This window comes from Mesonia sp. K7 (assembly GCF_003233725.1).
In the GTDB taxonomy this organism is placed as follows: domain Bacteria; phylum Bacteroidota; class Bacteroidia; order Flavobacteriales; family Flavobacteriaceae; genus Mesonia.
Genome location: NZ_QKQV01000002.1, coordinates 1 through 14,868, shown reverse-complemented (window position 1 = coordinate 14,868; position 14,868 = coordinate 1). Strand labels below are relative to the sequence as shown.

Sequence of the window (14,868 nt, the reverse complement as noted above, 5' to 3'; positions counted from 1 at the left end):
GCTTGCCTGAACTCGGTTTTTGATTTGAAATGATAAAGATAACAGAAAAAGCACTTCTCGATTTAGAATTTAACACGGTTTGCCAACAAGTAGAAAAATTCTGTACGACAGAATTAGGAAAAATACTTGCTTTACAACAAAAGCCCTTTGCCAAACGCCAAGAAGTAATAAGAGCACTAGAACAAACCAACGAGTACCTGTCTTCTGAGTTACAGGAAAAACCTATACCCAATCATTATTTCGATAAAATTGAAAAAGAGATACATCTACTTTCAATAGAGAATAGCACCTTAGACGTTTTGGGTTTTAGAAAAATAGCGGCTATTTCGGAAACCACAAATGCATTAATTCTTTTTTTTAGAAAGTATAAAGAAATTTATCCCTACTTATATCAATTTTCAAATGAAGTAGAATCCCTCACCGAGATCAGCGAACATGTGGGTGTGGTCATCAATAAGTTTGGTGAAATAAAAAACGATGCCTCTTCCCTACTTTTTCAATTACGAAAAGAATTAGACGAAGTAAAAGAGCAAATCAATAAGAGTTTTGAGGTCGATTTAAACCGCTATCAAAAGCTGGAATACCTTGATGAAATCAAGGAAACGGTGGTCGATCACATTCGAGTCTTGGCAGTGAATGCAATGTATCGGAAAAAAGTAAAAGGTGCTGTTCTTGGCACTTCCAAAACAGGAAGTATTGTGTATATGCAACCTGAAAATACGGTACATTTTACTAGAAGACTGACACAATTGCAATATGAAGAGAAAAAGGAAGTGCAACGTATCCTAAACGAACTAACACAGCGGATCAAGCCTTACCGTCCGTTATTGATAATTTACCAAAACTTTCTTTCGCAAATGGATGTAATTGCCGCAAAAAAGAATTACGCCAAGCAAATAGATGCGGTATTACCGAAAATTACTTCCAACCGAGAAATAGAACTCAAACAGGCTTATCATCCCCTTTTATTTTTATCGAATAAAAAAACCCATAAAAAAACTTTTCCGCAAGACATTATCCTGAACAAGGATAATCGGATCATTGTGATTTCAGGTCCCAATGCTGGAGGAAAAAGCATTACGCTTAAAACCGTGGGTTTATTACAAGTGATGCTACAAAGCGGAATGTTGATTCCTGTTCACGCGCATTCACGGGTCTGTTTGTTCAATAAGGTTTTAACCGATATTGGTGATAACCAAAGTATCGAAAATCAGCTAAGTACTTATTCTTACCGTCTCAAGAATATGAAATACTTTTTGAGGCATTGTGATGAAAACACCTTGTTTCTCATCGATGAATTTGGTACCGGAAGTGATCCAGAATTAGGTGGCGCTTTAGCGGAAACTTTTTTAGAAGTATTCTACGAAAAACAATCCTTTGGGATTATCACTACACACTACGCCAATCTAAAAAAAATGGCACAGGAAACCGAAGGTATTATCAATGCAAATATGCTTTTTAATAGTCACACTTTTGAACCGATTTATAAGCTGCAACTTGGTGAAGCCGGAAGTTCATTTACTTTTGAAGTGGCTCAAAAAATTGGGATTCCTTATAGTCTCATCAACCGTTCTAAAAAGAAAGTAGAACGCGGTAAGATCAATTTCGATAAGAACATCGCTAAACTACAACGTGAACGGTCTAAACTTGAAAAAACTACAAAATCACTCAAGAAAAAAGAGCAGAGTGCCGAGAAAGAACAAGAAAAGCTTACCCAAATCAATACGAAGATACAAGAGAAATTAGAAGGTTTTCAGGAGTTGTATGATGCTAACCAGAAATACATTCATATTGGTAAAAAGATAGATCAATTGGCATTAGAATTTTTCCAAAAGAAAAACAAGAAAAAGCTGATGATCGAGTTACAAAAAATAGTTGCGGTAGAAAACAGTAAACGGGAGGCTTCTAGAGCCTTAGCCTCCAAAAAGGCGAAAGCAGAAAAAGCTAAAAAGGAAAAAATACAACAAGAGGCTATCCAACAAATTGAGGTAATTCGAGAAAAGAAAAAAGAAGAAAAAGCGCAACAAAAGGTAAAGGAACAAGAAATTAGGAAAGAAAAAATTGCTAACTTTAAAGTTGGTGATACTGTACGTATAGAAGGTAGCCGAAGTAACGGAACCATCGATAAAATAGAAAAGAAAAAAGCAATTGTTAACTACGGGATGTTTACCACCGAAATTGCTTTAGACCAACTCGAACTGATTAAAAAAGCAAAATGACCACACTACCTGAAGATAAACTGATCATTCTTTTTGATGGCGTTTGCAACTTGTGCAACAACACCGTAGATTATGTTCTACGAAAAGATAAGAAAGATATTTTTAGGTTTGCTTCTCTACAGAGCGAACTCGGACAGCAACTTTTAAAAGAACGTGGCATTGACCCTAATGAAGTCGATTCTATTGTGATGATAGATCCAGGCAAGGCTTACTATGTAAAATCTACAGCAGCCCTTAAGATTGCTCAGCAGCTCGGTGGAGGGATTTCTTTTTTACACAACTTCATATTTTTACCGGAAAGCTTTCGGAATGTGGTCTACGACTTTGTGGCGCGAAATCGCTATAAATGGTATGGCAAACGGGAAACTTGTCGTATGCCTACAGCTGAGGAAAAGACGAAGTTTTTGGAGTAAGTGGGTTCTAAGTTGTAAAGTTTTAAATTTTAATAGATATAAACGTAGATGAATTTTGTCACTTCGAGTGGCCGAATGCACGAAAAGTGCTACGCAATAAGGGGCTGTTCTCGATACTTTTTCTTTTAGAAACCTGCCTGTCGCAATGACTGAAGTATTCTCAGCATCAGAAACTGCGATTTAAAAAACTTTGTAACGAAGCGAGTTATGTTAGTTTCAACTTTTTAAAACAGTTTTTCTAGTTGACCATAAATCAAGAAAACACCACTGATGACCATCAACGCAATCACCCATTTTCTGAAGGTACTACTCTTCATAGAAGCCAAAAACTTTTTCCCTATCAAATTTCCTAATGTGGCTCCTATGCCTAGTGCTATTCCGTATACCCATAACTGGTCGTGTAGTAGTCCAAAGAAGGTATAGCTGCCTATTTGTGAGAGTCCCATGAGAAAGGAATTAGCTGTCTTGGTGGCAATCAGTTCTTCTTTGTCGAGTCCTAAATTTAGGTAAAACGGGTTGAGCACAGGACCTAAAGCACCAATAATGGTTCCTAAGATAGAAATGACAAGTCCTAAAGGAATGAAATACCATAGCTTCATTTCAAAAGACTTAGCTTTCTTTCCAAATTTAAACTGCCAAATCGTGCTGATTAGAAAAAGCCCAACGACTATTTGCAGCCACGTGATTTTAAAATTACTAAACAACCAAGCCCCTAACCAAGCTCCAATAATCGCTGTTGGTGCATAATAAAGGCAAACCTTCCATTTGATATGTTTCCAGAAGATAATAAGTCTGGAAGGACGCCCTATAAAAGTACCTAAGTTAAGTACTGGTGCGGTATTATTGACTCCGATGATCCAATCTAAAACAGGCACCAGGACTAATGCTCCACCTCCTCCCGAGATTGTTGAAAGTACAAAAGCAACCAATCCAAGTATAAATAGCAAGAGAACAACGCCTAACTCTACTTCCGAAAAAAGTGAAGTCCACCATTCCATAAGCCTAATATTGTTTTATAAATTTAGAAAAATTTACTTGACTTGGGAGGAAGCGTTTACTGTTTTACCGTAATATTTTTTACGCAACCAAAAAGATACTTTCACGAGTAAAATCAATGCGGGTACTTCTACTAAGGGGCCAATCACGCCTGCAAATGCTTGCCCTGAATTGAGTCCAAATACCGCAATAGCCACAGCTATTGCCAATTCAAAATTATTACCCGCAGCGGTAAAAGCTACCGAGGTGGTTTTATCATAATTGGCTCCTACAGCCTTGGTCATGAAAAAACCAATGATAAACATCGCCGTAAAGTAAAGCAGTAAAGGTATTGCAATAAGTATCACATCCATAGGAATGCTTACGATGAGCTCTCCTTTTAAAGAAAACATTACCACAATGGTAAATAACAAAGCAATCAAGGTGATGGGGGAAATAGCTGGGATAAAGTTATGGGTGTACCACTCCTCTCCTTTTAGCTTTACCAGTAGTTGTCGGCTGAGTATTCCCATAAGAAAAGGAATTCCCAAATAGATCGCTACACTTTCGGCAATGGTGGCTATCGAAATATCAATAATAGCTCCTTCAAAACCTAATAAAGGAGGTAGTTTGGTGATAAACAACCACGCATAAAAACTATAGGCAAATACTTGAAAGATGCTATTTAAGGCTACTAATGCAGCACCGTATTCACTATTACCTTCCGCAAGATCATTCCACACCAATACCATGGCAATGCAACGGGCTAAACCTATCAAAATTAGGCCTACCATATACTCGGGGTAATCACTCAAAAATAGAATCGCTAGCACAAACATGAGTACCGGACCAATTACCCAATTTAGGATGAGCGAAATTGAAAGTATTTTGGTGTTTTTAAAGACTTTTGGCAGTAATGCATAATTGACCTTAGCTAAAGGAGGATACATCATAAGAATAAGTCCTATGGCAATGGGAATATTGGTAGTACCTTGATTAAACGAGTTGATCATATCAGGAAAGCTTGGAATAAAATAACCTAAAGCTATTCCTATTGCCATAGCAACAAAAATCCATAAAGTGAGGTTTCTATCGAGAAAACTTAATTTTTTTGTACTCATTGTTTTTTGGGGTTGATTTGAGAGAAAATGTAATACAACTCTGTCGCAATTTGTAAGCTTCTTTCTTCGTATTTTTCTGCTTGTTGTGGTGAATCATCAAAAGCTTTTGGATCTTCAAAGGTAATAGGAATACGTTTTTCTGCCCCTGCAATAAAAGGGCAACCTCCATCGGCTTGAGAACAAGTCATAATCGCGGCAAAACCAGTAGCTGGATTAAACTCATGGTCCAGTTTTTTTGAAAAAGCAATAACAGGATGAACGCTATCGGCATATTTTATAGTGTAAATAGGGTTGTCTCCCGCAGCGATGGTCGTGATTTTAAACCCCGTATTTTGTAAGGTATTGGCTACCATTGGGAAAAGCGCCGTTGCTTCAGTGCCGCCAGAATAACAAAACACGTTTTTGATTTTAAACTTATACGCCATGGCTTGTGCCCAGACCTGTGACAAATGGCTTCTTCTGGAATTGTGTGTACAAATAAAATGAAGACGAACTTCTTGATGGTTGCTAACTTTGGCTTGTATAAAATCAATCAGCGGTTGTAGAATAGCTTTACGCGGTGCTGTAATGGACGCTAGATCTAATTGCTCTATGCTTTCTTCTATTTTTGGGAACAAAGAATTAGTCATGAGGTATTTAATTTAGGTTTAACAACAATTACTTTCTGGCGTACAGCAAGAGGTACTGCTTAACTCCGCTAAAGCTATTTTTTTCTTCTGAGTAGGAACTCCACATTGGTCTTTTGCCAAGCAATCGGTCTGTTGTGGAGTGAGTAAAAAGTGTGTGCCGTCAAAAGCAAGACCAAACTTCCCAATAGTATTGAAGTTTTGTGCTATCGAGCTTTCTTGTTTGTGACTTTGCATTTGGTATTCTACTTCTATTTCCAAGTCGGTTATTCCCAATACTTCTTCCGATAACTGAATGATCTTTAAAAGCTTTTCGGGATGAAGTCGATGGTCGTAGTCGTTGGCACTCCATAATTGGAAATTCACCACTTCTTCGTGGCGCACTTGTCCTCCACAATCGATAAAATGCTTGGTTACCTTGCCTACCTCTGTCACATGGAAGTGACGGGGAACCAACTCTCCATGTGGTAGTTGAAAAGCGATGGTATCTAATGCTTTTAATGCCTTTTTTACTTCTGATAATTTCATTTTTTTTATTGTAATTATACGATGAATAAGTTTAAATTTTTTTAGCAGCAATCTCCTTGTTGCTGTAGGTCCTGATCGAGAAATTCAAGCATCACTTTTTTCATATGTGTCCAATTTTCTTTATGAATACAATAGCAAACACTCGTGCCTTCTACGTTTCCCTTTATTAAGCCTAAGGTTTTGAGTTCTTTCAGGTGTTGGGATATGGTAGGTTGTGCCAATCCGATTTCATTTACTAAATCACCACAAACACAAGTATCGATTCTAAACAAGTGTTGCAAAATAGCCACCCTTGCCGGATGTCCGAATACTTTCGCATAAAGCGCTATTTTGTTTTGTTCATCGGTAAATATTTCGGTTTTTGCGAGTCCCATAGGTTACTTCTATTAATACATTGCAATATTACGATTAAATATATTAACCTCAAAATATGGTGACATATTTTTTTAATATTCATTCTACATTTTGGTTCAAACCAATTCCTAAATTGTCAGTTCGAGTGATTTTTTATAAAAAAATCATATCGAGAACTATTTCAATTACTAAAATTGATTCAATTGCTATAAAGCAACTTAATCTTTTGAAGGCTATTCAAAATTCCAGCGGTTACCATCGTCCCAACCTTTTCTGGAGTTTCCGTATGCAGAGTAGCCGTTATGTGATTTAAGCATACTCGCTAGGTGTAATAAGTTATAGGTCATAAAGGTGGTATTTCTATTGGTGAAATCACTATCAAAACCTACAGGTTTTTCTAGCTTTTTTCCATCCCATTCTTGATCACCATAACTTGGCCCTGGTCCTACTTCACCTATCCACCCACAATCGGCTTGCGGCGGAATGGAATAACCGATATGTTGCAGGGCATATAAAATACCCATAGCACAATGCTTTACCCCATCTTCGTTTCCGGTAATGATACAACCTCCTACTTTCCCGTAATAGAGGTATTGCCCTTTTTCGTTGGTTTCGCTGCTCATCGCATAGAGTCTTTCGATGAGTTTTTGAGCTACCGATGACTTCTCGCCCAACCAAATAGGTGTTCCGATAATAAGGATGTCAGCGGCAATTACTTTTTTAAACAGCTTTGGCCATTCGTCTTTGCTCCAGCCTTCTTCCGTCATATCGGGGTAAACTCCAGGTGCGACTTCGTGATCTACCAACCTGATATTTTCGACCTTAACGCCTTCCCTTTCCATAATGTTTTTGGAGACGTCCATTAAAGTTTGGGTGTGGCTTTTTTGCGGCGATTTTTTAAGCGTACAGTTGATATAGACGGCTTTCAATTTACTGAAGTCTGGTGTTCTCATCTTTTAATTTTTAATTCGTGAAAGAGTTTTACGATACCTATAAAGGTATTAAAAAGAACGGATTTCTAACTATACTAGCTGCTATGTTCTTTTTTAAGATGCTTTAACATAGGCTACTAAACTTAGGTTAAACCGATTGTCTTTTTTGGTAGGAAGCCCATGCTTTGATAAATTAGAGGAAGTAAATTATTCATTAAAAAAACAATATACCATGGAAAATTTAAATAAAAAGAAGGTTGCCATCTTAGCAACCAACGGATTTGAAGAAAGCGAATTAAGCTCCCCTAAAGCTGCTTTGGAAAAAGCTGGAGCAGAAGTACATATTGTATCAGAAGACTCTGGGAAAATCAAAGGATGGAGCGAAGGCAATTGGAGTAACGAATATACGGTAGATAAGACCTTAGACAGTGTAAGCCAATCCGATTATCACGCTTTAATGCTTCCGGGCGGCGTTATTAATCCGGATAAGTTGAGACGTAACGAAAAAGCCGTGCAATTTGTCAAGTCGTTTTTTGAAAACAAAAAGCCAGTCGCCGCTATTTGTCACGGACCACAACTCTTGGCAGAAGCCGATGTGTTGCAAGGAAGGAAAATTACTTCTTTTGATTCTATCAAAAAAGATATGCTGAATGCAGGAGCCAATTGGGTAGATGAAGAAGTGGTCGTTGATGAAGGTTTAGTCACTAGTAGATCACCTGAAGACCTTGAGGCTTTTAACCGTAAATTGGTAGAAGAAGTTTACGAAGGAAAACACGAAGAGCAAACGGCTTAACCTAAAAAAACATAGTTATGATACCACAAAAAGACCATGGGCCGAGCATCAAGAACGATGAGCGCTATGAGGCCTTACGACGAGAAGGCTACAGCAAAGAAAAAGCTGCACGTATTGCCAATTCTAAAAACCCTGGTAAAAAGGGAGGAAAAGCTAGTACCTATGAAGAAAGAACTAAGCAGGAGCTTTACGATAAAGCAAAAGATATTGGTGTTGAAGGACGCAGTAAGATGAACAAAAAAGAATTGATACATGCTTTGCGTAACCACTAAATTAATTACGAAGCGGACACTGAGGCTCCTAAAGTGTTAGTCTGTTTTTTTATGTATATTACATGTTCATTTTTTTCATTGATGATGTTTCGGTTATAACTCAGCACACGAAAGCTTTTTGGGAGACGTGAGTAACATAGGTGGATTTTGTCACTTCGAGTGGCCGAATGCAGTGAGGTTGTATCGAGAAGTGCTACACAATAAGGGTCTAGTTCTCGATACTTTTTCTTTTAGAAAAAACTCGAACTGACTGGAGTATTCTCAATATCAGACACTGCCCTTCGAGTAACCTCAGGGCTCAACACAATCTCGGACACTGAGGCTCTCGAAGTGTCATTTTATAGATACAAAGCTTATAAAGAAAGGTTATCTGTTTCTCTTGAATACACAAAATTGTAAAGATTGGTTTTTTCTATCATACTTTTTCATCAATGGAAAAAGTATAGTTGTAAAGTTTGACGTGACTTAGATTTTATATCTTCATTTTGCCTTGATGCAAAACGGAGCAAAAGATCAAGACTTAAGTTTCTTATTGACCCATCACGCTTTGCAGGCTAAATTAAAAGAACTTGTTCACAGAGTGAACTTCAAACAGCTTTTAATTCTTGACGTCTACTTCAGCTGTGGGTACCCCAAGGTGAAACTTAGGTCGGTTATGACGTCAATATGAGGAATTCTTTTTTTTAAAGAGTGATGCAGTATTCTTATCTCGGACGCTGAGGCTTCTAAAGTGTCGAACATAGAAATGTTCTCAGCACCAAAACTGCTTCCATAAGTGGACATTTTTTTTATTTTTCTAACCACATACAATGATTTAATGATGAACAATAGCCTCAAGCAAAGCATTATTGTTTATAGGTTTTGTTGTATCTAGTGCTTTTCATTTTTCAGAGTCCGAATCTGAACGGCTTTTTTCCTTTCGTTGCTGTTTTTAATTCTGCTGGTATTTCCCAAATATCTAATTCAGTTTTCCAGTCAGTTTTATACCCTTCTTTTATTGGGTCAAATTTGAGTTTGCTATTCTTAAATCCGTTTTCTCTAAATTTTCTCACAATCTTTTGTAATAAATTCCAAACAGGTTTTTCAAAATCATCGATTGTTTCTGCTGTATAATCAAAATAGAAGTCAGGTTCTGCATGCCAAAATATTAATGAGGCAGTTCCTTTGTCACATTTATGACTTTCAATAATCCAATCCAACACTATTGTTCCATCATCCCAGTTGTATTTATCTGCAAGAAAATATTGTTCTGCCGAGTTTAGCGTTTTAAATTTTTCAAAATCAGGTATAATTTCAACATCGTCATCTTCGTCTCCATTAAATGAAAATTCAATGAAGTTTTTCTTGATCAGTGCTATTTTATTCGGTCGAACTATCATATTTTTTACATTAAGCACAACGGACAGAATATCAATTCAAGTTCCGTTAGGTTTGGGTCTAAGATAGTTAAAAAGCGTAAAATAGGTTGAGCTTATGGGGTTTTATCCGTGGGAATAAATTTGGAGCAATTTGAGATTTATGTTGTTGCCTCACGTTTTTTATTCGCTCAATATTTTATCAATTAAGGTTTTTAATTTTTTCCTGCCGTTTTTGCTCAATCCACCGTATTTCATACTTGGCGAAAATGGTTCTGATTCTGTCATTCTACAAGATTGTAAGCAGAACCAAATTTTCCCAATTACTTTATTTTCTTGATTATAAAATCTAAGAATATATTCAGATTCAGATAAATCCCAAGTAGTTTCGGACCAATCAAAATTACTTGGATTATTAAAAAATTTTATTATGCTAATTTTGTTTGTTTCTGAAATTGTTGTTGATGTTAATCGGCTTATTAAAAAACTATTTTTAAATAACTTTACTTTAGAAACTTTTTTTCTTGGGAATCTATACTTTTCGTTATTAAAATGATCTTTGTAAACATCTCTATGGTCTTGATATTCATCATAACCGTCTTTCCACATAAAAATTTTTAACTCTTCTTCTGGAGTATATTTTGAATAGTATTGATTTCTGTCAGCTATATCAGAAATAATTAAAATTCCTAAAAAAATTAGAATAACAAATATTAAAACTATTTTTAAAACAATTTTCAATTAGTAATATGATTTTATTGTAGTGTGGCAACTCGTTATAACCAAACGAATATAAGTCTTTTTAGGTTATCATAGCTAGCAAGCTTTGGATAGTACGGTATCAAGGAATAAAGTGGTATGTTTTTTTATAAACGCCAAAAGAAAGGGACCAATGCCATGAGTATAAGAAAAAGTAGTAGTGTCAAGGGAAGTCCTACTTTTAAAAAGTCAATGAATTTATATTTTCCGGGACCAAAAACCAATATGCAAGAGGGTTCGAAGGGAGCAATAAGCGAAACAGAGGCTCCCAGCATAATACCTATAGCAAAAGTACGAGGGTCTGCATTGAGCATCTGGGCAGTATCCAAGGCTACCGGAAGGACAACCAATGCGGCAGCGGCATTGCTCATGGGTTGGGTGAGTAAGATTACTAAAATCACAAAACCGCCAAGTACGTACATCGGACCAAAATCGCCTAAAAGATTGGTAATATTTTCTGCGAGGTATTTTGAAGCTCCTGAATTTTGCATAGCGGAACCAAAAGCAGTCATTCCTCCTATAAGAATGAGTAATTTCCAATTGATGATTTCATAGGCTCGGTCTACATGTATGGCTCCAGAGAGCACTGTTAATAATGCTGCGGCCATAAAAGCGATAGAAAGTGGCGTCCAGCCGAAGGTTCCTGCGATGATGGCAAGCAGGAAAACAATAGCAGTAAAAATACCTTTCTTTTCCTTAAACATGTTTACCTTAAAATCGCCAACTACCGAAAACTGCGTGGAGTTTCGGTTTTTATCGATATCTTCTTGGGTTCCTTGTACCAATAAAGTATCACCTATACGCAGCTTGATATCTCCGATTTTTTGCGACACTGGTTCTCCAAACCGCTGTATGGCCAGAACAACCAAATCGTAGTTTTGTCGAAAGCGCGATTTTTTTAAGCTACGGTTAATAAGTTTGGAACTTGGAGTAATGAGTAGTTCTGCCATTACTACTTTTTCGTTGGGCTCTTCTTTTTGGGCAATGGTATCGGCCAATACTTCGAGCCCGGAAGCTTCTTTTATTTTGATGACATCTTCGATACTACACTCTACTAGCAGAATATCATTGGCTTGTATATAAGTAGAAGATCTTGGAATAAAGGCTTCTTTATTGCGTATAATTTTTAGTATACGTATTTCCTGTTTAGCCAAATCGGAATAAAAAGCTACCTGCCCTACTAAACTAGACTCTGCTGAAACGACTACTTCAGAAAGGTATTGTGCAATTTCGTAGCGTTCGTTATACCCCCCATGTTGGTAATTAGGAAGTAGTTTTTTATAAAAAATAAGAATAAAAACAACCCCTGTTACTAGAAAAACAAGACCAATCCAAAAAATCTCAAAAAAGTAAAGAGGTTCCATGCCCGATTGGGCAATATAACCACTAACAGCCATATTGGTAGAAGTACCGATAAGCGTACAGGTTCCGCCAAGAATAGATGCAAACGCCACAGGAATCAATACTTTGGAGGGACTTAAATCGAGTTTTCTGCACATACCAATCACGGGGCCCGTAACCAAAGCGGTAACCGTAGTGTTGTTCATAAAAGCAGAAAGTGCACCAGTTACTAACATCGTGTACCCCACAAAAAGCGTTTTGCTTTTTACGACTTTTATCATCTGTGAACCTAGTTTATCGAGTAAACCTGTTTCGGAGAGTGCTCCAGAAATGATAAAAATAGAGGCTAGAATAATGATAAAGTCGCTACTAAAACCTTCGAAGGCTTCTTTCGGACTAATGATTCCAAATAGGGTGAGCAGAACCAACATCCCGATGGTCACCACATCTACCGAAAACTTTTCGCTGGCAAAAAGAATAATCACAACCACAAGAAGACCGATGACCAAAGCAATTTCCATAGTGTATTTTTACACTAAAATACGTAAAAGGAATATACGAAAAGTAAGAGACTATTTTTTTAAGAGTTATTTTTTTAAGCTTTATAATTATCATCCCAATTCTTTACAATTGGGAAATCCCTTAGTTTCCCTACTGCTTTTCCTACCATCATCGATACGGCTCCATCGCCCGTTACATTTACGGTCGTCCTACACATGTCTAAAGGTCGATCGACGGCAAAGATAAGGGCTAGACCCGCCTCAGGAATTCCTGCTTGGGCGAGTACAATCACCAACATGACCATTCCTGCTCCAGGAACCGCCGCAGAACCAATCGAGGCTAAAGTTGCGGTCGCTATAATACCGAGTTGCGTAGCAAAATCAAGATTCATTCCAAAGGCTTGTGCAATAAATACGGCAGCAACCGCTTGGTATAAGCTCGTACCATCCATATTAATGGTAGCTCCGATAGGCAGCACAAAACTCGAGACTTCTTTTTCTACTCCCAAATGCTCTTCTACCCTTTCCATCGTTACGGGCAAGGTAGCGGCACTCGAACTGGTTGAAAAAGCCAATAACTGCGCAGGCGATATTCCGTTGATAAAAAAAGAAGGAGTACGTTTGGTAAAGATCCAAACCAACAAGATATAAACCCCTATCATCAATAATAAACCTGCTACGACACAGAGTGAATACATCGCCAATGCGGCAAAAAGATCTGCACTTGGTGCTTCTACCACCAAAGCTGCCAATAGTGCAAAAACACCATAAGGTGCAAAAAGCATAATGATGTCAATCATTTTTAAAATAACTTCGTTAAACCCGTCGAAAAAGGCTTTGACGGGCTCGGCTGTTTTCTCAGGAATGAGAATTAAACCTATCCCAAAGAATATCGCAAAGAAAATCACTTGCAACATATTGCCATTGTTAGAGGAAGCTCCAATAATATTGTCAGGAACAATATCGACCAAGGCTTGTAAAGGCCCGGATTCTTTTTGTTTTTGGGCGTCCTGACGTTTCGACTCTGCTTCACCTCCATAACTTTGTACCAGTTCCTCGCGTGTGTCTTCACTAATGGTTTTTCCGGGTTGCACCAAATTGACAACTGCCAAACCAATAGAAACAGCAATCACTGTTGTGGTCACATAAGTCAATATAGTTCTAAAACCCATTTTAGAGAGCTGTGAGATGTCTTTTAGATCAGACACCCCTTTGATAAGGGAAGCTAATATTAAAGGAACTGCAATAAGCTTTAAGGCATTGATAAAAATGGTTCCGAAAGGTTTGATCCAATCTTCTATAAAACCTGGTCCCCAAGTAAAGTTGGTCATCAGAAGTGCAAATACCACTCCAAGTGCCATTCCTAGTAATATTTGCCAGTGCAATGCTAATTTTTTCATACTTATTCTCTATTGATTGATTTTTTGTAATAAATAGTAATCTGCTAATACCAAAGCTGCCATCGCCTCTACAATTGGTACGGCTCTAGGAACCACACATGCATCATGACGGCCTTTGCCCATCATTTCTACTTTGTTACCTTTTTTATCGATGGTTTGTTGGCTTTTCATAAGGGTAGCTACAGGTTTAAAAGCCACACGAAAATAGATTTCACTTCCGTTGGAAATACCGCCTTGTATTCCGCCACTGTAATTGGTTTGGGTCGTTTTATCGGTATTGAATAGGTCGTTATGTTTGCTACCTTTCATTTTTGTGCCTTCAAAACCGCTTCCGTATTCAAACCCTTTTACCGCGTTGATGGAAAGCATCGCTTTCCCAAGTTCTGCGTGGAGCTTGTCAAATACCGGTTCGCCTAAACCCGTAGGCACGTTAGTAATATGACAGAATATCACGCCCCCAATACTATCGCCCTCTTTTTTGGTGGCAAGGATATGGGCTTCCATCTGTTGTGCAACGACCGCATTTGGGCATCGCACATTGTTGTTTTCGATTTCGCTAAAGCGGATTTCATCACCTGAAGATAAACCCACTTTTCCAACCGATTGTGTATAAGCCGTTATCTTTATTTCCGGAATTACCTGTTTAGCAACAGCACCCGCTACAACACGACAAGCGGTTTCGCGAGCGCTTGATCTTCCGCCACCGCGATAATCCCTAAATTTATACTTTTCGTCGTAGGTAAAATCGGCATGGCTTGGCCGATACACCTCTTTGATATGACTGTAATCTTTCGACTTCTGGTCGGTGTTTTTGATAAGAAAACCGATAGGAGTTCCTGTCGTCGTTCCTTCAAAGATTCCTGAGAGAAATTCTACTTTGTCGTCTTCCTTTCGTTGAGTGACCAATCGGGATTGTCCGGGTTTACGACGGTCTAAATCTTCTTGGATTTTCGAGAAATCGATGGCAATACCTGCAGGGCAACCTTCTATGATTCCGCCAATGGCTTTTCCATGCGATTCGCCAAAAGTGGTTAACTTAAATATTTTACCGAAAGAATTGCCCGCCATAGATTGATTTTCAACAAATGTAATTTTTTCGGTAGACAATAGAAAATTTGATGATATGATAATGTATTAATCTGCTAGTGTGTTGATGTGAGAAGTGAGAAGTGAGAATTGAAATTGTGTACGTCCCTGATATAGGTTGACCACTAAAGTCAATTTATATGAAAGCTAATTTAAAATTAATCAAGAAACAACGTAAGTTTTCCGAAGCATTT

At 37.8% G+C, this 14,868-nt stretch carries 15 protein-coding genes; 4 read left to right on the top strand and 11 right to left on the bottom strand.

The window, feature by feature from the left end; genetic code table 11:
* The first annotated feature begins 29 nt into the window (after positions 1–29).
* Positions 30–2,219 carry a DNA mismatch repair protein MutS gene (locus tag DNG35_RS01495; protein WP_111125994.1) on the top strand — a complete coding sequence of 730 codons (2,190 nt, stop codon included), beginning with the start codon at positions 30–32 and terminating at the stop codon, positions 2,217–2,219.
* Positions 2,216–2,632: a thiol-disulfide oxidoreductase DCC family protein gene (locus tag DNG35_RS01490; protein ID WP_111125993.1), complete on the top strand. Its 417-nt coding sequence runs from the start codon at positions 2,216–2,218 to the stop codon at positions 2,630–2,632. Before DNG35_RS01495 ends, DNG35_RS01490 begins: the two co-directional genes overlap by 4 nt.
* 224 nt (positions 2,633–2,856) lie before the next feature.
* Here DNG35_RS01490 and DNG35_RS01485 read toward each other — a convergent pair whose 3' ends face one another.
* From DNG35_RS01485 to DNG35_RS01460, 6 genes are all read right to left on the bottom strand, one after another.
* Entirely contained in the window at positions 2,857–3,630 is a 774-nt protein-coding gene (locus tag DNG35_RS01485) for a sulfite exporter TauE/SafE family protein (RefSeq protein WP_111125992.1), read from the bottom strand.
* A gap of 33 nt (positions 3,631–3,663) precedes the next feature.
* A complete protein-coding gene (gene arsB, locus DNG35_RS01480) occupies positions 3,664–4,728 on the bottom strand; it encodes an ACR3 family arsenite efflux transporter (protein WP_111125991.1) in 1,065 nt (354 codons plus the stop codon).
* Positions 4,725–5,357 (bottom strand): low molecular weight phosphatase family protein, encoded by a 633-nt coding sequence (locus DNG35_RS01475; protein WP_111125990.1) that lies wholly within the window; start codon positions 5,355–5,357, stop codon positions 4,725–4,727. Before DNG35_RS01475 ends, arsB begins: the two co-directional genes overlap by 4 nt.
* An 18-nt stretch (positions 5,358–5,375) precedes the next feature.
* Positions 5,376–5,882: a DUF6428 family protein gene (locus DNG35_RS01470; RefSeq protein WP_111125989.1), complete on the bottom strand. Its 507-nt coding sequence runs from the start codon at positions 5,880–5,882 to the stop codon at positions 5,376–5,378.
* A gap of 41 nt (positions 5,883–5,923) precedes the next feature.
* Complete coding sequence (locus DNG35_RS01465; protein ID WP_111125988.1) at positions 5,924–6,256, bottom strand: helix-turn-helix transcriptional regulator; 333 nt, start codon at positions 6,254–6,256, stop codon at positions 5,924–5,926.
* A gap of 213 nt (positions 6,257–6,469) precedes the next feature.
* Positions 6,470–7,189, bottom strand: coding sequence for a flavodoxin family protein (locus DNG35_RS01460; protein ID WP_111125987.1), 720 nt, complete (start codon positions 7,187–7,189; stop codon positions 6,470–6,472).
* 211 nt (positions 7,190–7,400) lie between these two features.
* Here DNG35_RS01460 and DNG35_RS01455 point away from each other — a divergent pair, with 211 nt between their 5' ends.
* Both DNG35_RS01455 and DNG35_RS01450 read left to right on the top strand, forming a co-directional pair.
* On the top strand, positions 7,401–7,961 hold the full coding sequence (locus DNG35_RS01455) for a type 1 glutamine amidotransferase domain-containing protein (protein ID WP_111126206.1): 561 nt from the start codon (positions 7,401–7,403) through the stop codon (positions 7,959–7,961).
* Positions 7,962–7,978: 17 nt separating this feature from the next.
* The gene (locus tag DNG35_RS01450) at positions 7,979–8,233 is read left to right on the top strand and encodes a Rho termination factor N-terminal domain-containing protein (protein ID WP_111125986.1); all 255 of its coding nucleotides are present in this window, start codon (positions 7,979–7,981) and stop codon (positions 8,231–8,233) included.
* An 887-nt stretch (positions 8,234–9,120) separates the two neighbouring features.
* Here DNG35_RS01450 and DNG35_RS01445 read toward each other — a convergent pair.
* The 5 genes from DNG35_RS01445 to aroC form a co-directional block, all read right to left on the bottom strand.
* A complete protein-coding gene (locus DNG35_RS01445; protein WP_111125985.1) occupies positions 9,121–9,612 on the bottom strand; it encodes a DUF4274 domain-containing protein in 492 nt (163 codons plus the stop codon).
* Positions 9,613–9,771: 159 nt separating this feature from the next.
* Positions 9,772–10,329, bottom strand: a complete 558-nt coding sequence (locus DNG35_RS01440) for a hypothetical protein (protein WP_111125984.1) — start codon at positions 10,327–10,329, stop codon at positions 9,772–9,774.
* 125 nt (positions 10,330–10,454) lie between these two features.
* Positions 10,455–12,209 (bottom strand): SLC13 family permease, encoded by a 1,755-nt coding sequence (locus DNG35_RS01435; RefSeq protein ID WP_111125983.1) that lies wholly within the window; start codon positions 12,207–12,209, stop codon positions 10,455–10,457.
* 74 nt (positions 12,210–12,283) lie between these two features.
* On the bottom strand, positions 12,284–13,588 hold the full coding sequence (locus tag DNG35_RS01430) for a dicarboxylate/amino acid:cation symporter (RefSeq protein ID WP_111125982.1): 1,305 nt from the start codon (positions 13,586–13,588) through the stop codon (positions 12,284–12,286).
* A gap of 9 nt (positions 13,589–13,597) precedes the next feature.
* Positions 13,598–14,656, bottom strand: coding sequence for a chorismate synthase (gene aroC, locus DNG35_RS01425; RefSeq protein ID WP_111125981.1), 1,059 nt, complete (start codon positions 14,654–14,656; stop codon positions 13,598–13,600).
* Positions 14,657–14,868 lie beyond the last annotated feature (212 nt).